Source organism: Savagea serpentis, assembly GCF_015351395.1.
GTDB lineage: Bacteria > Bacillota > Bacilli > Bacillales_A > Planococcaceae > Savagea > Savagea serpentis.
In genome coordinates, this window is the sequence record NZ_JADKPV010000003.1 from 182662 (window position 1) to 204957 (window position 22296).

General features: G+C 38.7%; 15 protein-coding genes. 1 reads left to right on the forward strand and 14 read right to left on the reverse strand.

Annotated features, from left to right (window positions below; all coding sequences use genetic code 11):
* Positions 1-149: 149 nt before the first annotated feature.
* The 14 genes from IRY55_RS08340 to IRY55_RS08405 form a co-directional block, all read right to left on the reverse strand.
* Complete coding sequence (locus IRY55_RS08340) at positions 150-3335, reverse strand: SpaA isopeptide-forming pilin-related protein (RefSeq protein ID WP_194562845.1); 3186 nt, start codon at positions 3333-3335, stop codon at positions 150-152.
* 432 nt (positions 3336-3767) lie between these two features.
* The gene (opp4A, locus tag IRY55_RS08345) at positions 3768-5573 is read right to left on the reverse strand and encodes an oligopeptide ABC transporter substrate-binding protein (protein WP_194562846.1); all 1806 of its coding nucleotides are present in this window, start codon (positions 5571-5573) and stop codon (positions 3768-3770) included.
* A 20-nt stretch (positions 5574-5593) separates the two neighbouring features.
* Positions 5594-6517: an ABC transporter permease gene (locus IRY55_RS08350; protein ID WP_235961094.1), complete on the reverse strand. Its 924-nt coding sequence runs from the start codon at positions 6515-6517 to the stop codon at positions 5594-5596.
* A 30-nt stretch (positions 6518-6547) separates the two neighbouring features.
* Positions 6548-7516, reverse strand: a complete 969-nt coding sequence (gene opp4B, locus IRY55_RS08355) for an oligopeptide ABC transporter permease (RefSeq protein WP_194562847.1) — start codon at positions 7514-7516, stop codon at positions 6548-6550.
* Positions 7513-8454: an ABC transporter ATP-binding protein gene (locus IRY55_RS08360; protein WP_194562848.1), complete on the reverse strand. Its 942-nt coding sequence runs from the start codon at positions 8452-8454 to the stop codon at positions 7513-7515. Before IRY55_RS08360 ends, opp4B begins: the two co-directional genes overlap by 4 nt.
* Entirely contained in the window at positions 8441-9466 is a 1026-nt protein-coding gene (locus IRY55_RS08365; RefSeq protein ID WP_194562849.1) for an ABC transporter ATP-binding protein, read from the reverse strand. Before IRY55_RS08365 ends, IRY55_RS08360 begins: the two co-directional genes overlap by 14 nt.
* A gap of 667 nt (positions 9467-10133) precedes the next feature.
* Complete coding sequence (locus IRY55_RS08370; protein ID WP_194562850.1) at positions 10134-13838, reverse strand: YhgE/Pip family protein; 3705 nt, start codon at positions 13836-13838, stop codon at positions 10134-10136.
* 295 nt (positions 13839-14133) lie between these two features.
* Complete coding sequence (locus IRY55_RS08375) at positions 14134-15411, reverse strand: TRAP transporter large permease (protein ID WP_194562851.1); 1278 nt, start codon at positions 15409-15411, stop codon at positions 14134-14136.
* Position 15412: 1 nt separating this feature from the next.
* A complete protein-coding gene (locus IRY55_RS08380; protein ID WP_194562852.1) occupies positions 15413-15904 on the reverse strand; it encodes a TRAP transporter small permease in 492 nt (163 codons plus the stop codon).
* A 137-nt stretch (positions 15905-16041) separates the two neighbouring features.
* A complete protein-coding gene (gene dctP, locus IRY55_RS08385; RefSeq protein WP_194562853.1) occupies positions 16042-17073 on the reverse strand; it encodes a TRAP transporter substrate-binding protein in 1032 nt (343 codons plus the stop codon).
* Between the two features lie 25 nt (positions 17074-17098).
* Positions 17099-18220, reverse strand: a complete 1122-nt coding sequence (locus IRY55_RS08390) for a cupin domain-containing protein (protein WP_194562854.1) — start codon at positions 18218-18220, stop codon at positions 17099-17101.
* A 98-nt stretch (positions 18221-18318) separates the two neighbouring features.
* Complete coding sequence (locus tag IRY55_RS08395) at positions 18319-18807, reverse strand: DinB family protein (RefSeq protein WP_194562855.1); 489 nt, start codon at positions 18805-18807, stop codon at positions 18319-18321.
* Positions 18808-18809: 2 nt separating this feature from the next.
* A complete protein-coding gene (locus IRY55_RS08400) occupies positions 18810-19754 on the reverse strand; it encodes a fumarylacetoacetate hydrolase family protein (RefSeq protein WP_194562856.1) in 945 nt (314 codons plus the stop codon).
* Positions 19755-19858: 104 nt separating this feature from the next.
* Entirely contained in the window at positions 19859-21043 is a 1185-nt protein-coding gene (locus IRY55_RS08405; RefSeq protein WP_235961095.1) for an FAD-dependent monooxygenase, read from the reverse strand.
* Between the two features lie 148 nt (positions 21044-21191).
* Here IRY55_RS08405 and IRY55_RS08410 point away from each other — a divergent pair, with 148 nt between their 5' ends.
* Complete coding sequence (locus IRY55_RS08410; RefSeq protein WP_194562858.1) at positions 21192-21932, forward strand: IclR family transcriptional regulator; 741 nt, start codon at positions 21192-21194, stop codon at positions 21930-21932.
* Positions 21933-22296: the final 364 nt, after the last annotated feature.

Sequence of the window (22296 nt, forward strand, 5' to 3'; positions counted from 1 at the left end):
TTTATTTTAAAAGTGTTTCAAGTAACTATTTTCATGCTTTAAATTTACTTTATTCTACTTCAGTTCTTTGTTATCTACATACAAAAAAACCAGAATGACCGGTATTGGATCATTCTGGTTAAACTTATCGAATCTTGTAGCTGTTACGATTATTCATATTTACGCTGACGTACTACAAACAGTAAACCGATGAACATGAGCGCCAATCCTACATATTTCATCACTACATACAATTCTTCACCCGTCTGTGGTAACTTAGCGACCGTGTTCGTATTCGCTGGTTTTTGTTCATTTTGGATGACTTCTTCTCCACGTTCTTCTTCTGGAGTATTTGGTGTAGTTGGTTGAGAAGGCTGAACTTCTTCATTCTCCTCTTCCTCTTTTGGATCTTCTGGCGTTACAGTTACTGGTTTATCTTCTTCTTCCGGTTGTTCTGGTTCCACAATTTCCGGTTTATCTTCTTCTTCTGGCTCTGTCGGCTCTGTTGGTTCTGTTGGTTCCGTTGGTTCTGTTGGTTCCGTCGGTTCTGTTGGCTCTACAGGTTCAGGTGTTGTTGGAGGAGTTCCACCGCCGCCACCGCCTGAAGAACGTTTCTTGTTTTCTACGGTAAGTTTCGTTACATTTTCTTTATCTGAAATGACAAAGTGTTGTTTTTCTTTATTTAATTGATATCCTTTAGGTGCTTTCGTCTCAAGGAAGTAGTACGTTCCGACAGATAAATTTTTGACAATAATTTTTCCGTCTTCTCCTGTAACAAATGATTTTTCTTCACCAATGATCACTTGAACGTCTTTACCATCCACTACTTGATACAATTCAAATTGCGCACCTGATAAGACACGATCGTGATTTTTCGAATCGACTTTTGTTAATTCCACTTCTGGCTTAGGCTCTTCTGGTTTAACAGGAGTTTCCTCTTTTTTATTTTCAATCGTCACCGTTTTGCCATCTTCAGCAACAACTGGCGCTTGTAACGGTTGATATCCTTCTAACGGAGCGACTTCTACAAAGACATATTCACCTTCTGGTAATTTTGTAAATGTAAGATTACCTGCTGCGTCTGTTTCACCTGTACGCACAACGTCACCATCTGTTGTTTGTAATTGGAATTGAACGCCTTGTAAAGGTTTTTTCGTTTCTGCATCAATCTTATGAACTGCATACGTAAATGTTTTTTCGATTTCTACTACTTTTTCGTTCGTTACTGTGACTTTTCCATTTTGAACGTCATGTTTTTCATCTGATAATTTATAGCCTAGTGGTGCTTTTTTCTCGACGAAATAATACTCGCCTTCTGGTAAATCAGTGATGACAATTTTACCTTCTGCATTCGTCGTATACGTACCTTGACTTTCGTCTTGTTCATTAAACAATTCAAAAACTGCGCCTGCTAAAACAATCGTTTCATCTTTCGCATCTCGCTTTATTAACTCAATCTCATGATTTTGCTTTTGTTCTTCGTATGTGTTCGTAATCGTATAGCCATTTACTTTCGAAGTATAACCTTCTGGCACATTCACTTCTTTAATTGAATATTGGTATGTGTTACCTTTTGCATCATACTTCGGTAATCCGCGAACAATTTTCGTCCAGTTTTCAGACGCTGTTACTTCATGCGCTTTACCAAATGGTTGTCCATTTTGGAATACTTGAACAGAAACTGCTTGAGGACGATGTTCGACTGAATCATTTTTCCACACTTTCGATACTTTAATATCTGTTTTTACTTCATCTTTTAAATGGTTAACAACGGTTAAAACTGTTCCTTTTGTTTCTTCAATGACGAAATAATAACGTTTGTTTGGATCTACATCGTACTTCGCATTATGTTCTCCGAGAATTTCTGTCGCATAGTACACACCCGGCTCTAATTTTTCACCTTTGTCAGGATTCCAAATTGTTGCGACTCCGTTATGGTCTGTCGGATAAAGTGTTGTTGCAACTTCCTTACCTTGCTGGTTGAAAATTTTAAATTCAACGCCTTTAATCCCAGGACCGTTCACGTCCCCTTCAACTTTTACTATTTTCACAGTATTTGGTTTGTCATTTTTACCTCGATCCGCAATTCCTGAGGCCATATTTTTATACTCTGCATCTGAGCCAGCATTATATTTATCATTTGTAGCATCTCCGTGGTTGACCCATTTTGACACATTTTCGTTTGTGATTTTCGTTTTATAATTAATAACTCCACGATATCCACTTAAAGCATCGTTCGAAAATGTTACAGTAAATCTATTTAAATCATCATCTACTGCAATGCTAACTACTCCTTTATCTACACCTACACTACCCTCTTCCAAAATCGATACTTTAATCGACTCTGGAATAATTTCATGACCTGCACCTAACTGGTCTACATAGATTGTTTCTCCAAGGTTTGTTTTTAAATCTCCGTTAATTTCAACAATCCATGGCATCGTACCATCTAAACTCGGCTGACTTTGAGCAGGAAACTTTTGAAGATCTCGATATGTTTGGTGTTGGGATGGTCCACTACCTGGTATTCCAGGGATAATAACTTGTGTATTATTCGTGAAGATATCTCCTTCACTTTCAAATGTAAATGAACCTTCTTCTTCTTGCGGCTCTAAATTTCCGCTATCTTTCGTCGGAAAATACATTGTTTCATACCAAATTTCACCTGAAACTTCTTTCGCATCTTTTACTTTTTGAGTAAATACACAATATAACGTGTAGTTTGATGGAGTACAGACTAAATACTCTCCTGCAAGCGTATTTCTTGGTGCTGATAATTCTTTTGGCAATTGAATTGTAAAAGAGTCACCAGGTTTATAGCTGCCGTCTGAAATAGACCAATTAATATCAACACGCGCTAAACCACCATTACTTAATGGTTCTACTTTCGGATTCAAAGTAATAGAATCGATTGGCTTTTTAGCGTTTGTGCTTTTCGTTTCAATAGTAGCTGTTGTTACAGAAGACGTCATGTCTTCCTCCACAGTTTCTACTGGCACTTGCTTTTCTGGCACAGTCTCAACCTTTTCGGTTTCTTCTTTTTGAGGTGGATCTGTTCCTGAAGTTTGTTCAGGTGTCGGTTCCACTACAATTTCCTCTTCTTTTTGAATCGGTTCAAACACTTCTTCCGATTCCATCATTTCTTCTTCTGGAGGAGTTATCGATTGTTCATCTACTAATTCCTCATCATCTTCTGTAACTTCTTCATTGTCCATCATTTCTAGTTGTTCTACGATCTCTTGCTCTACTGACTCTTCTAATGTCGCAGCAGATACAGTTAGCGCACTTAGTGGGCCTAAAATTAATTGGCCGACTAAAAAGATTGTAAGAATCAACATATTCCCATACTTGTTCATTAGGTTCCTACCTTTCGATATAATATTCAAACAAAGATCAAGTGCATCCCTTCGCTTGCTTGTCTTTCTATATCGTACAACTCATCTAATGAACATTAGGTAAACAAAAATTAAACGATAATTATTGTTTATATCATTCAATAAAATGGGGAATTTACATAATTTATTTTTCTGAAAATTTCTTCTTTATAAGAAGAATCTTGTCATACCAATCTGTTTTATTTTTATTTTAATATTCTGATTATACTTTCTTTTTTGAATCATTCCTTTCGACATTTGACGTTTGGGAATGATTGAAATTATTTTACATAAAACGTTAATTAGAAAACTGATATGTATCGCATTTTGTTCAGCTTTTGTTCATTCAGAAATTTCCTCCTCAATAGAAAGCAAATAAAAAGAGCAATCCCGAAGATTGCTCTTTTTATAAGATTATTCTGTAACTCCAATTTCGTATAATTGAATCTCCGAAGTCGGATCAATGGTATAGTTTGTTACACGTTTATTGACACCGTGAACTGCATAACGGTAAAGTGTCGGTGCGACAGGCACTTCCTCTACCATTAATTCTTGCCACTTGTTATACACATCACGGCGATAGTCTTCATCAAACGCTTCTGGTGAGTTACCCGCTTCTAAAAGCTTATCGTTTTCTTCACTTGCGTAACGTGTATAGTTGAATTTCGCTGTACGTCCGTACAATCCTTCTGGATCTGGGTCCGTACCTGTTCCCCAAGCTCCTTGATAAATATCGATATTCGGATCATCTTTTTCAAGCATGTCGTAGAAAGAGTTAAACTCATGTAAACGGCCGTTCGTTAACTGAACTTTAATCCCGACATCTTCCCAGTTTTGAATATACGCTTGTGCAAGAGGTTCAGCGATATCTCCACCTGACATCGAAGCGAAGTTGACTACAAATTCGTTGCCGTCTGGATCTTCACGGAAGCCGTCTCCATCGACATCGATATATCCTGCGTCATCTAATAATTTCTTCGCTTTTTCCGGATCGTACGCACGTCCTTTATTGCTTGCATCATGGAATGTTTCAAAGAATGGGATAATGAGTGTCGTTGCTGGCGTACGTAATCCATAATAAAATTTCTGTCCGATTGCTTCATTGTTCATCGCATGCCACATTGCTTGGCGTACACGTTTGTCCGCTAATTTTGCATCGGGATCTGGAACGTTTTGTTTCGTTTCTTCATCCCATTTTCCTAATTTAAATCCAACATAGGTATATGAATTTTGAAGTGTCGCAAGCAATTCTGCATTTTCAATATCGATCATACGCTCATATTGGTCTGTCGGTAACTCCGGTGCCACGTCAATGTCACCTCGTTTTAAAGCATCGATCGCGGAAGCTACTGAAACGACTTTCAAGGCTACATTTTTAAGCGCTGGTTCACCTCGCCAATAGTCGTCGTTACGGTCATAAAGCACAGACTCTCCCGGTACGATTTTCGATACTTTGTAAGGGCCAAATCCGATTGGTGACGTGCGAATTTTCTCTGAAGAAACGAGATCTTCCATCGTCAATTCACCTTTCGTTACGTCACCTACGTAATGGCGGGGTGTCGCCGAATCCCAAATCCCTTGAAGCAATGACGGCGCAGGCTCCTTGTACGTAATCGTCAACTCTTTATCGTTAATGATTTCGATACCTGAAATCGTATCTGCTTCACCATTATGGTATTCTTCCATTCCTTCTACATTCGAAATCATAAAGCTATAACGAGTTCCTGTATAGTCTGGGTGACCTAACAATTCATAAGAGTAAAGTAAGTCAGTCGATTTTACAGGTTCACCGTCATGCCAGTTTACACCGTCACGAATTTTGATTGTGATTGTTTTATTATCTTCTGATAACTCGTATTCTGCTGCTCCTGTATTCGTAATCATATAGTCACCGTCACGGTCGAATAAGTTCTCATCGAACCATTTCATAACATCAGCATCCGGCTTCCCTTCATAGAACACTTTATTTAGTGTTCCTTCGAATGGTGAGTCCGAAATTAAACCGACTGTTAATTCACCATCTTTCACTGCCTCGCCATCATTACTTACCGTTTGTGGAAATTGTGCTTCCACATCTTCGACGAACAATTCATCTTTGCCTTTTCCTTTGTCTTGATCCTTGTCTGTTTTTTTCGCTTCATCGTCGCCACTACATGCCGCTAAAAGCAATGTAAGAGCCATCATTAAACTAGCGAAAAGAAGAAACCTTTTCTTTGACATATAATTACCTCCTTTTGATTTTACGCTAAGCGTTGTCTTGCGTCGGATGCACGTTTTACCGCTTGACCGACATAATTTATACTCAACATCATTACTAAAATAAGCAATGCTGCTGGTAACCATACCCACCACTTCGTCGAGATAACATCCGGGTTTTTCGCAAGTGCGATCAATGTTCCAAGTGATGGCGTTCCTGTCGGAAGACCGAACCCAAGGAAGGTAAGCCCTGTTTCAAGCCCGATATTACCTGCAAGTGTTAAAGTCATGTTAACGATGACTAAGGAGCTTAAGTTCGGGAACATTTCGAAGAGCATAATTTTCCAATCCGGTGTGCCGAGCGTTTTCGATGCGTTAATGTAATCGAGTTCGCGCTCTGCAAGCCCTTTCGACCGAATCAACCTAGCTTTCCCAAACCAGGAAAACAAACTCATAATGAAGATGAAACTCGCCACGGAATAGTTCGGTACGATGACGACGAATACGATGATGAACATCAAAGACGGCAAGACCATTAAGAAGTCAATAATCCGCATAATAATGTTATCAACGATTCCACCGTAATACCCCGCAATTAAACCGACCGTCAATCCATAAATCGCTGCGAGTAATGTGACGGCGATTCCGATTGTGAAAGAGTTTCGTGCTCCGAGCATAAGTTGTCCAAATACATCTCGCCCCCCATCATCCGTCCCTAACCAATTGTCCGCAGACGGACTATTATAAATATTGAAAGGATCTACACGTTTCACAGATGCCTCATCGATAAATAACGGTGATATATAAGCTGTCATTAAAATAATGATAAGCAGAATAAATGAGATAAATGCGACTTTATCGCTTTTAATCTCACGCCACACTACTTTCAGAAAAGATGGGTTATTTTTCTTTTCTCTCGCCATGAGCTCTCTTTTTTCTTCGAGTAGCTGTTGTTCTAATTCTTTCATTGTTCATCGTCCCTCCTCTCATCCTATTCATTAATCAATTCGAATACGTGGGTCAACGATACTTAAAATAATGTCTGAAAGCATCGTTCCGACAATAACTGCCGCTCCTGAAATCATCACGAGAGCTGTTACAACTTGGAAGTCACGTAACATAATAGAGTTTAAAAATAGTTGTCCGAGCCCTGGATAACTGAAGATCGTTTCGATAAAGATAGAACCTCCGATTAAGCCAGTAATCTCGTAACCGAGGAATGAAGCGATTGGTAAAAGGGAGTTACGTAAAATGTGACGTGTATACACATGGTTTTCTGGAACTCCTTTCGCCCGTGCTGTTTTGACGAAATCTTTAAACTTCGTATCGATAATGTCGTTACGTAAATATTGAATCGTACTGTACGTCATGAGAAGAGCCCCTGACAATACAGGTAATACTAAATGTTTCACCTTACTGATGTAGTAATCGAACGTTCCTCCTTCTGCTCGTATGTCGACACTCCCTCCGATTGGGAACCAACCGAGTTGAAAGCTGAAGACGAAAAGCATTAAAAGAGCGAAGACGAACATCGGTGTAGCGAATGAAACGTAGTTATAGGTGACGATTAATTTGTCCGCCCAGGAGTCTTGCCATCTTCCCGCAATAATTCCGAGTGGAATCGCGATGAGATAGGTGACGAGCAATGTCACACCTGCAAGTAACAACGTATTCGACAATCGGTCTTTCAACAATACGGTGACTGGTTGCTTATGCGTGTATGACATTCCCAAATCCCCTTGCAAAGCTTTACTCACCCAACGACCGTACTGTTGATACCACGGGTCATTTAAGCCGAATTTTTCACGAATTTTTTCTTCTTGTTCAGGTGAGACGTTCGGATTGTTTTGGAAAGCTCCCGTAACAGCGTCTCCTGGCATTGCAGAGGCAAGGAAGAAAACGATAATACTAAGTAAAATTAATTGCGGAATCATGACGAGCGAACGTCTCAAAATAAATTGAATCATTGTTTCGCACCTCCTTGCAATGCGACAGAATGCGTCTCTGTTAATGACTGTAAATCATACACTCGACCATCTTCACTGTAGTAAGCATCATGTTGTTCACGGTATAAACGGTTCACTTCTTCACGTAAAACCTTTTTATCTATACGTTTTTCGGGTTCCATTTCAGGAATTGCCGCAAGCAAACGTTTCGTATACGGATGTTGCGCATTTTCGAAAATATCGTCACGCGTTCCTTCTTCTACGAGACGGCCATTATGCATAATGCCGAGTCGGTCGCTCATGTGACGAACGATGCCTAAATCGTGAGAAATAAACAAATACGTTAAATCAAATTCTTCTTGAATGTCTTGCATGAAGTTTAGTACTTGCGCTTGAACCGATACGTCAAGAGCAGAAACAGGTTCATCAGCGATAATCAATTTTGGGTTCAGCGTTAAGGCGCGCGCAATTCCGATTCGTTGACGTTGTCCTCCTGAGAACTGATGAGGATATTTATAAATCGATTCCGGCGTCAATCCGACACGCTCGACGAGTTCTTGTACGCGAAGCAGTTCTTCTGTCGGCGATAATCGTTCAAAGTTACGAAGTGGCTCTGCAATGATGTTTAACACATTTTTTCGCGAATTTAATGATGAATACGGATCTTGAAAGACCATTTGAATATCTTGAATATATTTCCGACGGTCGCGATGTTTTAAGCTTACGAGATCTTCACCTTCAAAAATAATTTCTCCTTCTGTAACAGAGTTCAATCCGATGATCGCCCGGCCCGTCGTCGTCTTTCCACATCCGGACTCTCCGACAAGTCCGTAAGTTTCTCCTTTATCAAGTTCGAAACTCACTCCATCGACAGCGCGAACATGATCTTTTACTGTGCGAAAAAAACCACCGCGAATCGGATAATGTACTTTTAAATTATTCACCTTAAGTAGTGACATCGTTCATCTCCCCTTCCTTTTCCTCAGGAAAGTAGAAATGCTGATAGCATGTGCAACGAACGAAATGGTTCGGCTCTACTTCTTCTAATGTTGGATTTTCGTGATGAGCACTTTCTGGAATCCAGGCAATACGCGGAGCAAAACGACAGCCGCTTCGCTCTAAATTTTGCAATGCTGGGACAACACCATCGATGACGTGTAAACGCTCTTTTCCACCCGTATGAGAAGGAAGAGAATTTAATAACGAACGCGTATACGGATGGAGCGGATTTCGTATGAGCTTTGTCACTTCTGCAATTTCAACAATTTGTCCTGCATACATGACCGCTACACGATCCGCCATCTCTGCGACGACACCCAAATCGTGTGTAATTAAAATAATTCCCGAATCCATCTCACTTTGAAGCGCTTTCATTAAATCCATAATTTGTGCCTGAATTGTTACATCAAGCGCAGTCGTCGGTTCGTCTGCGATGAGCAATACGGGATCACAAGCGAGTGCGATGGCAATAACGACACGTTGTCTCATTCCGCCTGATAACTCATGCGGATACTGATTATAAACGCGCTCTTCATTTCGAATACCGACGCGACGCAACAACTCTAATGCATGCAATTTGCGATCGCGTTTCGACAATTCTTTCATATGATATTTCATCGGCTCTTCAATTTGAGCGCCGATCGTTGCAAGCGGATTTAATGCTGTCATAGGATCTTGGAAAATCATTCCGATTTCTTTACCACGAATTTGATTTAATTGTTTCAATGATAAATCTAATAAATTTTGATTTTGGAAATCAATATGCCCTTCAACTTTTGTTTGTTGCATATTATGGAGACCCATGATTGAAAGAGCTAGTGCGCTTTTACCGCTTCCCGATTCTCCTACAATGGCCAACACTTCATTTTTACGTACTTCTAAGTGAACATCGTCAACCGCAGCATAATACTCGCCTTGAATTCTAAACGATGTAGATAAGTTTTGAATCGTTAAAACTGGACGTCCCATCATCCTTCCCCCTCACATTTCAATTTCTTTAAATATGGAATATAGATGTCGCACTTTTCTCAAAACAGCGAAACTATTCATCTACTTGAAAGAAATGACATATTCTTGTTTCAGTTCTCATTCATATGAAAATATATCTCCTTATATATAACAGTATACGTTAGTTACCATTCACGACTTTTTTATAAGAGAAAATTAAATAAATGGTGAATCATTCATGTTAAGAGATCAAATGATAACGCTTTCAAAAAATATGTTAATCTTCTGAAAATAAAGAGCGAAATGCTTTCATACAGTGAATAAGCACTCATTGTAAACTTGTTCCTTAATATACTATACAAAGAAACGATTCACAATACTATTTTTGTGAAATACTAAATCATTCCGAAGACAAAAATCTATTTCCGCTTGTTTCTACCATATTTCGCAAATATATACTTGTAGTTTATCATCGAGATACGTTCTGTTGCAAGACAGAAATTAAAAATAGGTCAAAATTGTCATGTTAAGCTTCCATATATTTTCTTATTCCGAAAAATATTTTGTTTTCTTAATATTATAATTTTTCTTTACATTTTGAATTTTCTTATCTTTTTTAAAAATGAAGCGATGAAAAAAAGCTATCTAAAAAGTGAGAAGTTCCACTTTCCAGATAGCTTTTTCACCATCATTAAATGACAATTTTACTTTTCTTCGCTTTTTCCATAAATCGGTCGCTCGACATGTTGAACAATCGTTTCAATGCAATCCCCGCAATGAAGGATAGGACGATGTACATCGAGATGTAGAACATATTTTTCCAAACGATGGACCATAAAATTCCTCCGACCGCTTCACGCAATAATGTAATCGCATGGGTGAACGGTAAAAATCGGTGAATTTCTTGGAAGAAATCTGGCGCCATTTGGACAGGGAATGTCCCTCCTGATCCCCCGATTTGCATGACGAGGAGAACGATGGAGAACACTTTTCCTGTGTTTCCGAAAATCGACACGAGTGTGTAGACGATTGTAATGAATACTGTACTGATCAGCATTCCAAGTAACACGAACATCAATTTATCGACGACATAGGTGCCCATTATAAAGATGTCTCCAATCGTTACAATAGCTGCTTGGATAATGCCGATTAAGACGAATAAAATCCAACGCCCAAAGTACGCTTCGTAACTCTTATAGTTTTCTTTATCATCGACGTCCACTTTCAATCCTGAAACGAGTAATAGTCCACCTACCCATAATGCGAGCGTCGTATAGAATGGGTTCATTCCAGAACCGTAGTTCGGAATTGGGTACAATTTATGTTCGTCTAGGTTGACAGGTTCTGCGAAAAATTCACTGACCCGCTGTGGATCATTACGTAAAAAGTCAATGAGCTCATCCAAATCTCCTTGGTCTTCCAATTCACGAATCTTGGCGGCGATATCGAGTGTCGCTTGCTTCGCATCTGGGAAGTGCTCTTCCACTTTATCTAATTTTTCACGACCTTTATCAATTGCTTCGTCGACTTTCGTTACCGTATCTCGCATTTTTGGAACGGTTTCATCAACACGGTCGACAATTTTATCGAGTCGATCAACACTCGAATGCGCACTTTCGAACATATCATCAAATTTTTTGCGCATATCTGTATCGACATAGACGGCTGAATCTAATAGAGATTGTTCTAAGTCGTACGCACGACGGTCGATATTGTCAAGCGTCTCTCCAATAGAAGCAGTCGTATCATTTAAACGAGCGATGAAATCATCGATAGACCCTTTAAATTCATCCAAATCTCGTTTTAATTTTTCGATTCGCTCGACTTCCTTATCAAAAAATTCAATATCATCAATACGGTTCATTAAATCTTGAACCGAATCTTGCAAACTCGTTACCGTATCAACGGTATTCCCCACCTGATTAGACAAACGTTCCATTAAACTAATTAAACGTTTCGGGTTTTTCAGTTGGTCTTCAATCGCTTCGACAAGTTTCGTATTGAGTAAAGAAAGCTCGCGCAATTCTTCCATTTTCTTTTCAATATCTTTTTTATGTGACTCTAAATATTCGGTCGTCCGTTTAATACCCTCTATAATTTTATCTTCTTCGTATGTCTTGTTTTCTTCCGGCTCTGCCGCTTTCACTTTTGTACTGAATAAGCTACGAGTATCATTTGCTGCTTGTTCTTCAGTAGGCTTTTCTTCTGTTGGTTTCTCTTCAGGAGCCGGTTCTGGTTTCTCCTCTGGTTGTGAAGGTTCTGGCTTCTCTTCCGGTTTTTCTTCCGGCTTTTCTTCCGGCTTCTCTTCCGGTTTACTTTCTGAAGGTTTTTCCTCCGTCGGTTTCTCTTCAGGATTTGGTTCTGGCTTTTCTTCCGGTGTTTCTATGCCAGGGGTTTCCTCAGGTTTTGTTTCCGGTTTTTCTTCTGGTTTTGGACGTTCTGGTTTCGTCCCTTCCTTCGGACGTATTTCATCTTTGACTAATCCATGAAATTCTCCGATTGAGGCAACGAGCAAGTTCGTCTGTGTAAGCAGACCTTCTTTTTTCGTAATCCAGCCAGTTTCATCTTCAATTTTTTCTTTATTTTCTTTTAGCATGTCTTCTTTTTGTTTGAGTAAAGTTTCTCTATATGCTTTTAAGTCCGCTAACTTTTTCTTATCTTGTTCTAAAGCAATTTGCTTATCCACTGCGATTATTTCATCATTTACTTTATCGAACGTGTGGAGTCGCCCGACTTCACGGCGTAATGTACGCAATTCCGCTAACAAAGCATCCATATCTTTCGCACGTTCCGTTAAATCTGCGATCGGATATACTTCTTTTTCGCCAGGTTTTTTCTCCAATTCGCGCTCATATGCTTTCATAATGAGCAAACGTCGATCTAAATCATTGCGGACACGCGTCGCTTCAATCGTCTTTTCACGTAATAATAATTGCGTCGCTAACAATTCTGATTTTGAAATTTCTTCTGTTTTCCATCGCTCCAATTGTGGAGCTAATGTTGTTTTTAAATAAGGATGAACCGGTTGGTTACGTGGATCTGGTGACTCCACATCTTCGCTATCCTTTTTCAAACGTTGTTTCGTTTTTTCCTGTTCGACAACGGTCGGATCTTCTGGCGTCGACCAAGCGGCTAGATCTTTGTACGTGTCTTTCAATTCTTCCAATAAATCGATGCGGAAATCAACGACGTTCAAAATGATATCTTCTAATGACGTTAAAATACTACCGATCGTTTCATCGATTTTTTCCAATGTTTCTTTCATCGCTTGTATTGTTTTTAAATCGAGTAATTTTCCGTCTTTCAAATCTTGAATATATCCATCGATGTCATACTGCAAGCGCAACAGTCGATCTTTTTGATCATCGAGACGATCCATAACTTTTTGGAGTCGCTCTTTCTCTTTCAAACTCGCATCTGTATCTTGTAAAAACTCGATGAGTTCGTCCAAACGGTCTTTCCCTTCATCGATGCGATCTTGCTGCTTTTCGAGTGAGTCAATCAATCGGTCGACATCTTGTTCACGATCTCGAATTTTGTCTGTCGTATTCGGAATATCACCGACTGTTTCACTCACTTTTATGAAGTTATCGGAAATGCGGTCCAATGTTTCATGTAGTGATTCTTGGCTATCCGTCAAGCGTTCACGTAAGCGTTCATTCGATTCTCTCGCATCTCCCGCTACTTCTCCGACACGGTCTACCGCATCATATGAACGTGTAATCGCCGATTTCGCACGGTCTAAATCACGGTCTGCCGTGTGCATAAGTGATTCGATTTCTGGTAAATTCTCTTCCAGTTCAAAAACAGCATCTCGCACCTTTTGAATGGAATCATAATTATCTTCTAAACTAATGCCTAAATCATTGAACGCACCCATCATCGTTTTATTCACTTCTTCTACGAAATGACTTTGGATATTTTCCACGATGGCACTCGCTCCGGACCCTGCAACTTTCGGAGAAATCGCGTTCACTTTTTCGTTAATGTAATAATCGAGAACAGGTTTTTCAATATCATCTGTAATGACACTCGTCAAATTTTCGGTGAAGTCTTCCGGGATTATAATAGCAGCATAATAATCGCCATGTTTGACACCGTGAATCGCTTCATCTTTTGTTACGAATTTCCATCCGAGTTTATCATTTTTAGCGAGTCCCGAGACAACATCGTCCCCGATATTCAGTTCTTTATCCTCCACGACAGCCCCTACGTCTGTACTGACAACGGCGACAGAAACACCACGTGTATTCGCATACGGATCCCATGATGCAGCAATATTAAGCCAAGCATATAAGGAAGGCAAAAACATCAAAGCGACGATTACAATAATCGACGCTGGGTTTTGCACGATGTTTTTTAAATCCGTTTTAAATATATGGAAAATATTTTTCATATCGATCTCCTCATCTTCACTCATTCCATTACTAAAAAACTTTCCTTCGAGTCTCTTTGAATTGTTCTCATTTTACATGAATTAATGAAGAAAAGCCATTGAACACATATACTCATTCTTTTTATTTATTATTTTGAAATATCAATATGATCAATAATATCCTCATGAAAATTGGCTAGTATGGAGCCCGTGTTACTCTGACTCTATACTAGCCAATTTGCTAAGTACGCTTTTCGTTTTGGAATATTTATGATAAGTATGCTTTTTCTCTCCTATTTATAGGAGGCATTTCATATTATGAATTAAGTAATGTTGGTAAATAAAGTGAAAGACTTGGAATATATGTGATGAGTAATAAGGCGATGAAAGAAGCTAATAAAAATGGCCAAATCGCCTTTATAAGTTTCGGTAAAGGTACATCTGATAACGACGATGCGATATACAAACCTGAACCAACAGGAGGCGTTAATAAACCGATTGTTAAGTTAATACTAATAATAACACCGAAATGAATCGGATTAATTCCATATGTCGCTAAAAGTGGAGTGAAAATTGGAACTAAAATGATGAGTGCTGCAATTCCATCCATAAACATACCGATGAAAAGTAAAAACAAGTTAACAATTAATAAAAAGAGTAATGGATTGTCTGTTAAAGTTACCATCCATTGTGCAATCTTTTGCGGAGCTTGTTCAAACGATAACATCCATCCAAATAAACCAGCCATCGCAATTAATAATGTAATGACTGCTGTTGTCATAACGGTATTAGAAAGTATTTGTGGTATTTTTTTAAAGTTAAGTTCTCGGTAAAAAACACCTCCTACGAAAATAGCGAGAACACAAGCAATGGCCGCTGACTCTGTCGCTGTAAACGTTCCGCTTAAAATACCGAAAATAATCGTAGTCGGTACGAGCAATGCCGGAATGACTTTAATGAAAGATTGTAATACTTCCTTCATTTGTGCACGCTCTTTCACAGGCCAATTCTCTTTCATTCCGATAAGCGTAATGAGTAAAATAAACACGAGCGCTAAAACGAGTCCAGGTAATACTCCAGCCATAAACATCGATCCGATGGAAACACCTGAACCGACACCGTAAATAATAAATAACATACTTGGTGGAATAATCGGGCCTAAAAGTCCTGCTGCTGCTGTTGTCGCTGCACTAAACTCTCTTGAGTATCCTTCTTTTTCCATCGAAGGAACCATCGTGCGACTCATCATCGCAATTTGAGCGGTCGCTGATCCGATAATGGATGCTAGTAACATATTCGCGACGACGTTAACATAAGCGAGTCCACCTTTAAAGTGGCCGATAAACTTTTGAGCGAATTCAATGAGACGTTTCGTGATTCCCCCATTATTCATCAATTCTCCTGCTAACATAAATAAGGGTATCGCAAGTAGTCCGTAGTTTTCCATTGCGGAATATAATCGCTGAGGAGCCGTATCGATTAAACCTGCTGAACCAGATGCAAAAATATAAACAATAGTCGTCATACCGAGCACAAAAGCAATCGGTACATTTAATAGAAGGAATATCGCAAAGGCGATTAAAGCGATCGTCATATTACTTCACCTCCGCTTCATACATCGCGACTTGAATCCATTGAGACAGAACGTGAATAAACATAAAAGTGAAACTGATCGGTATACATAAATAAGCATACACTTTTGGCCATTTTAATGTGCTTAATTGTTGGACGGCAATGTTTGGAGAAGTTAACCATCCAATTGATATCCATAACATAAAGCCAATGAATGCTAACAATAATCCTAAGCTAATCAACTCGACTATTTTTTTCGTTTTTCCATGTAAAGCGTCTGTCAGCATGGATACAGATGGTGACACTTTCTTTTTAATACCCATACTTCCTCCGATAAAAGTAATCCAAGCTAATGAAAATAACGCTAGCTCATCAGACCAAATGAGTGGCTTTTCTAAAATGTAACGGTAGAGTACCCCTAAAGATAATGTCAACAAAATGACTGCTCCAAACAGCATAGCGATCGCCTGTTCAATGCGAAAAACGAAATCGCTTATTTTTTGAACTGCTTTCATCGTCGTTCCACTCCTTTTTAAATCTCTTACTTTACATACAAGAAAAGCGAAGCACATTTCATACTCGAGGCGCTTCGCTTCTCTTTCTTACTACAGCATTTACAAAATCGCTACCGCTGTTTTGTTGGAAATAGCGATCAATTGTTTAATGATTTTTCAATGAATCGTTTAATAATATCTGATTTCTCTGAGTATTGTTCGCGGACAGATGTTGTGGCTTTTTCAAATGTTTCAGGTGAATCGAATGTCGCTACTTCTACGCCAAGCTTTTTCAGTTCCTCTAAATTTGTCGCTTCGCGAGCAACTGCTTCATCCGCTCCCCAGTCAACTGCATTTTTCACTGCCTTCTGAACAATCTTTTGCTCCTCTTCTGATAAACCGTCAAAGATTTTACTGCTCATAACGACAACAGTTGGGAATGTCATATGGTTCGTCAATGTTAAATAGTTTGCATTTTCATAATATTTTTCTGTCATCAATGCGTCTAAATCGATATCCATTCCATCAATGACACCTGTTTGAAGGGATGTATACACTTCTGGAAGTGGCATAGCTGTTGGACCTGCCCCTGTTTCTTCCCAGAAGCTTTGCATTGCTGGGCTACCAATAATACGCATTTTTTTACCTTTTAAATCTTCTTGTGATTCAATAAATCCATCTTTTGATAAAATATGACGATTACCTGCAAAAGCAAAATCTAAACCGACTAATCCTTGTGAGTTTAATTCACTCAACATTTCTTTCACTTCTTCAGATTCGCGCATTTTCACCGCTTCTGTTAAGTCTTCAAAAACAAACGGCATAAACCAACCGTTCAATGATTCTTCTCGTGTACTCATATAAGCATTCGTCAAAAATCCGAAATCGAGTGTTCCTGTTTCTAATTGTTGTACCATATCTGCTTCTAGACCCAATGACGCTGCTGAATAAATAGTAGCCGTCATCTTGCCCTCTGATAACGCTTCCAATTCTTCTTTAAATTTTTCAGCTGTCTTATGCCATACATGTGTTTCTTGAACGACGTGTGAAATTTTAAAATTATGTTCATTGACACCTGTTGCTGGTTCCCCATTTTCTTTACTATTTGTCGCTTCATTTTTATCACCGCATGCAGCTAAAACAAGCATTAAACTAATCATCGCGACGATTAACCAATTTTTCTTCATCATCCATATCCCTCATTTGCTTTATAATTTAACGAATTGCTTTAAATTCGCCTGTTACTTGTTGTTGCCCATTATTTTTTTCCAATTGTTCGCGTTGTTCTAAATCGAAACGCTCCATAATCGGAATATCATTCACAGAGAATAAATAACTGTCTAACATTGCGTGATGCTCTGACCATGCCCAGTTTGGCACAACGAAGTAATCACCTTGTTTCCAGTCGAAACGAATGCCATTAATCACCGTATATCCTTCACCGCGATGGACGTGGTAAATTGTTGAATGTGTATGACGTTGCGCTTTCGTACTAAATCCTTTCGGCAAATGTTGCATACGTGTTCCCATCGTTGGATTCGCTGTTTTTCCAGTGGATGGATTAATATATTCCACTGCATATCCTTCATATTCATCTGGATCGAAATTCATCAATCCTTTAATTGCATCCGTCGTGCGCGACCATTTATAATTCGCTAATGGTGCGACATCAAAACGCTCATCGCCTACTGGACGAACCATCCCTCCACTATAACGAAGTTCCGAGAAATTATCTGGAACATTTGGTTGTTGTAAACCATCTTCATATGGCTCAAAGAACGTCCCACCAATTGAATAAATAGTTGGAATATCTAATGCGTCCATCCAAATCATCGGTTCATCTCCGACATGACCATGTCCGTGCCATAAATTTTTGGGCGTAATTAAAAAGTCTCCTTCTTCCATATAAACACGTTCTCCTTGAACGATTGTATAGGCACCTTTCCCTTCTGAAATGAAACGTAAAGCACTTTGAGTATGACGGTGTGAAGGCGCTTCCTCTCCTGGCAATAAAAGTTGAACTGCTGCATACAATGTTTGAGTCGTCGACGCCCATCCCCACGGTTGGCGATAAGTTAAACCTGGATTTTGGAAATAAATTGCGCGACGTTCTCCCCCACGTTCAGGAGTGAAAATTTCTGAAGCTTCCATTAATTTTTTCTTTAATAATTCTCCACTCCATAAATATGCTTCCGCTTGAGGACGTGGGTTTTTATTCATAATTTCTGGAATCGCTTCCCAAAGTGGTCCTAAGTTATACTGCTGAATGTCTGCAGTAAACTCTTTTACGACATTACTTTTCATAAACTGTTGAACATCTTGCTTATTTTCACTCATTTTATTCTCTCCTTATTTTTATACTCTTTTTTATTTTTATAAGAAGAAGAGAGTAAGTAAGCCTCCAATTTATGAGGCTACTTACTGTCTCGTCTCCATTATTGTTCGTTCCACTTACTAATGTTGCGACGAATTTGTTTCAAATGAGTCGCCGCATGTTCGTCGATGAAATGATCAATAATGAAAGCGACTGGCTTGTTTCCGAAACGTTCGAAATTACGGTGTGGATTTTCTGCCGCTAACTGCTCATCAGTTAAACCGTTAATTTTTTGGGCAACGAGAGTCGGCATCGTTTGTAACTTTTTAAGTTCTGCGCGCCCATTAATGCTTGTCGGGTTTGCCACTGCTTCTAAACGCCCTTCATGTTGAAGTCCACGCCCCCACTTACTACCTGGTGTGGCGATGACATTTTCTACTTCGCTTAACCAGTACGGAATCGCTTCGTTTAAATGAGATAGCACTTGCGCAATGGACCATTCTTCTTCTGAAGGGATGTAGGCAATTACTTTATCATCCAATTTTGAGACGACACCTACAATTTCATTGACATAATTCGTAATCGAATCTATCTTTTTTTGAACGCTCACGCTTAGTTGCCTCCTTGTGCTTTTACACGATTTTCAAGAACACCGACTTTGTCGATTTCGATTGTTACGACGTCTCCATCTTTCAAAAATTGTGGTGGATCCATCGCTACACCGACACCACCTGGTGTGCCTGTTAAGACGACATCTCCCGGTTTTAACGTCATTAAGTTAGAAAGGAAAGCAATGAGTTTTTGAACAGTGAACACTAAGTTTTCTGTATTCGTTTGCTGACGTACCTCACCATTTACTTTCAATGTAACACCGAGTCCTGATGGGTCTGCCAATTCATCACGCGTTACCATCCAAGGTCCAATAGGCGCACTCCCATCTACACTTTTTCCTTGTAACCATTCGAGTGTACGACGCTGAATGTCGCGATAAGTTACGTCGTTGGCGATAGAATAACCAGCTACATAATCAAGCGCATCTTCTTCTTTTACGTTTTTCGCTTCTTTTCCAACGATAAATACGAATTCCGCTTCATAATCTAACTGTTCTGAAATCGGATAAAATGGAATATCATCTTCTGGTCCGATAATTGTGTTTGCAAATTTAGCAAATACGACAGGAAACTCCGGAATTTCTCGTCCCATCTCTAAAATATGCTCACGATAGTTGTGTCCGACACAAATAATTTTTTCTGGGTTGTTAATAGGTGATAAAAATTTCACGGTATCACGTGCATAAATTAATTTTCGTGTCGTTGCATCTTCTTGTTGTTCTGCAAATGCAATGGCTTTTTTTGCTTCTTCTATCGCTTCGTCTCCACCTTGTAAAAACGCTTCCATAGTTGACGGAACGAATGCATTGGCGATTTCTTCATAGCGATATTTATTTTGTGATTGTAAATAAGCTTTATACGATTCATGTAAATCGACGATGATATCCTCTTTTAAAACAGCGCCGATCGCACGATATCCATTCATTTCAAAAGTGATTAGTTTCATAAGAGCAATCCACCTTATCCTTATAATATTTTCCTTAACCACTAATAGTGAATTAAGTTCCTTAATGATATAATACGTTGTTTTATATGTCAATATTCTGAATTTTATTTTTCTTCTACTTTGTAACCATGGAATTGATCGATATACGTAAAGTCTAATGAATCACGACTTTTCATAATCGTATCTCGCAATAAAATTGTTTCAGGCGCTTCCGCATGAATAATCTCTCCCCAAACGCGTGCACTCGTTTGAACGAATGATGCTCTTGGAATCCGTTCTTCTGCATATGCTTCGAAAGCGTCTTGCACTGTCGCTTTTTCTTTCATTTGTTGCGTTAAATAAGCTGCATCTTCGAAAGCTTGACACGCTCCTTGCGCTAAATATTGAAGCATCGGATGTGCTGCATCTCCTAATAAAGCAATATTTCCTTTCGTCCAAGTATCAATCGGATTACGATCATACATCGGCCAACGACGTTGACGCTGAATAAAACTAATGGCATGTTGAACACGATCGCACGTTCCTGTAAATACCGTATCCATCTCTTCTGGTGTCCCCCACTGATCAGTTTGTTCAATTTCTGGTCGATACGATTCACTTTTGAAGACGACGACTTGATTGTACAGTTCTCCTTTACGAACAGGATACTGGACTAAATGTAAGTTAGGCCCAATCCACATGTAAACATCATCTAAATTTCCAATGTCGTTTCCAATTTCTTTTGTAGGAATTGCGCCACGATATGCGACATACTCTGAACACACCGCTTCATCTTGAACGAATTGTTTTCGCACTTCTGACCAAATACCATCGGCCCCGATGATTGATGTTCCTTCATGTACGTCTCCATTAGCACTCGTAACAATAACGCGCTCTCCTTCATCTACAACATTTTTCACTTGTTGATTAGTAACAAGTTCAATATATTCACTTTCAGCACATGCATCATATAAAACCTTGTGCAAATCCGAACGGTGTAGCACTACATAAGGAGCTCCATATCGTTTTTCATAAACTTCTCCTAATTGTAAAGCAGACAATTCTTCGCCTGAAAAAGCATCCATAAGAACGAGACGATTTGGAAATACTCCAATTTCTTTAATTTTGTCCATAACACCGAGATCTTGTAAAACATTGGTTGCATTCGCTGCCAATTGAATTCCCGCTCCTACTTCACCAAACTCAGGGGCTTGCTCTAAAACAATTACGCTCTTTTTCTCTTTTGCTATGCCGAGAGCAATCGTTAATCCACCAATTCCACCGCCGACTACGATTATTTTTTCATTCATCACCATCACTCCTTTTTCTCTTTATAGAGAACTCATTTCTCTATTTAGATAATTATAAAATACTTTTTTTATTTGTCAACTTTCTTTTCGATTGCTTTCTAAATAGTGAGTAGAGTACACTACTGATGGATAGCAAGGAGTGAATCATATGAAAATTGTCAAAGACGGCACAACAATTCAATCTTTAGACATTGGACTACGTGTATTAAACTTAATCGCAACGAGTGATACTCCCCTAAGATTTGTCGACATACAAGAAAAGACGCAAATGACAAAAAGTAATTTATATAAGTATTTAAATACTTTACTTATTTCAGGAGTTGTGACGAAAAGTGAAGAATCGGGATTTTATTACACTGGTCCCAAGTTAATTGAATATGGAGTAGAAGCAATCGCCAATCAAGACGTGCACGAAATCATCTCTCCATATTTACATAAACTAGGAGCTCAATTGAATACTTCAATTTTATTTGCCATTGCGACGTTCAACGGCCCCGTCATCACGAAAATATGGAGTCCAAATCAATCGATTAATATTGGGGCACAACTAGGTACAATCTTGCCACCTCAATCTTCTTCAGGTAAAATTTTTCGAACTTTTTATGAAAATGAAATTTCACCTATTTGGTTTGAGCAAGCTTATGATTTAAGTGCAAAAGAACAAAAAGAAATTTCCGAAAAGAAAGTAGCTTTTTCAAAAGAGCCTTTAATTAAATCAGTCTCTTCTTTTTCATCGCCCATCCTCTCTTTCAATAAAGAATTAATTGGAACATTGATTGCTGTTGGATTCTCAGATCAAATTCCAGACTCAATCGACGATGAAAGAACTGAATTGTTTTTAAATGTTCAACAATCTATATCCAAACAGTTTGGATATCATTCTAAATAATGAAATTAGGTCAAAATCTCTGATAATCCAAGAAACGCATGAAATCAAAAGTTAAAACCTTGATTTCATGCGTTTCTTATTTTGAAAATCTCATATTTGAAAATTAAATCTTATCCTGTGTCTTTGCTTCTTTATCAAAAATACAAATAATTTAATTTTTTTAATATGAAATTAATTCAATAGTCCTTGAATTAGAAGGACTTTAGTTATATAATCTTGGTATCTATAGAACTACTTTAAAGATTATGCCTATTATCCTAATCATAGTAGTCTATAGAAGTCTCTTAATCTCTTTTTTGAACCCTTAACCTGTTTTTAATTTATTTCTTTTCCCGGAAATAAATTCTCCTACTCTGGCAGGTTA

Coding starts and splice junctions, on each gene's coding strand:
- dctP (WP_194562853.1), bottom strand. CDS start 17,073: ATGATGAAGAAAAATTGGTTAATCGTCGCGATGATTAGTTTAATGCTT.
- IRY55_RS08365 (WP_194562849.1), bottom strand. CDS start 9,466: ATGATGGGACGTCCAGTTTTAACGATTCAAAACTTATCTACATCGTTT.
- opp4A (WP_194562846.1), bottom strand. CDS start 5,573: ATGTCAAAGAAAAGGTTTCTTCTTTTCGCTAGTTTAATGATGGCTCTT.
- IRY55_RS08400 (WP_194562856.1), bottom strand. CDS start 19,754: ATGAAACTAATCACTTTTGAAATGAATGGATATCGTGCGATCGGCGCT.
- IRY55_RS08370 (WP_194562850.1), bottom strand. CDS start 13,838: ATGAAAAATATTTTCCATATATTTAAAACGGATTTAAAAAACATCGTG.
- IRY55_RS08405 (WP_235961095.1), bottom strand. CDS start 21,043: ATGAATGAAAAAATAATCGTAGTCGGCGGTGGAATTGGTGGATTAACG.
- IRY55_RS08340 (WP_194562845.1), bottom strand. CDS start 3,335: ATGAACAAGTATGGGAATATGTTGATTCTTACAATCTTTTTAGTCGGC.
- IRY55_RS08375 (WP_194562851.1), bottom strand. CDS start 15,411: ATGACGATCGCTTTAATCGCCTTTGCGATATTCCTTCTATTAAATGTA.
- opp4B (WP_194562847.1), bottom strand. CDS start 7,516: ATGATTCAATTTATTTTGAGACGTTCGCTCGTCATGATTCCGCAATTA.
- IRY55_RS08380 (WP_194562852.1), bottom strand. CDS start 15,904: ATGAAAGCAGTTCAAAAAATAAGCGATTTCGTTTTTCGCATTGAACAG.
- IRY55_RS08410 (WP_194562858.1), top strand. CDS start 21,192: ATGAAAATTGTCAAAGACGGCACAACAATTCAATCTTTAGACATTGGA.
- IRY55_RS08360 (WP_194562848.1), bottom strand. CDS start 8,454: ATGTCACTACTTAAGGTGAATAATTTAAAAGTACATTATCCGATTCGC.
- IRY55_RS08390 (WP_194562854.1), bottom strand. CDS start 18,220: ATGAGTGAAAATAAGCAAGATGTTCAACAGTTTATGAAAAGTAATGTC.
- IRY55_RS08350 (WP_235961094.1), bottom strand. CDS start 6,517: ATGAAAGAATTAGAACAACAGCTACTCGAAGAAAAAAGAGAGCTCATG.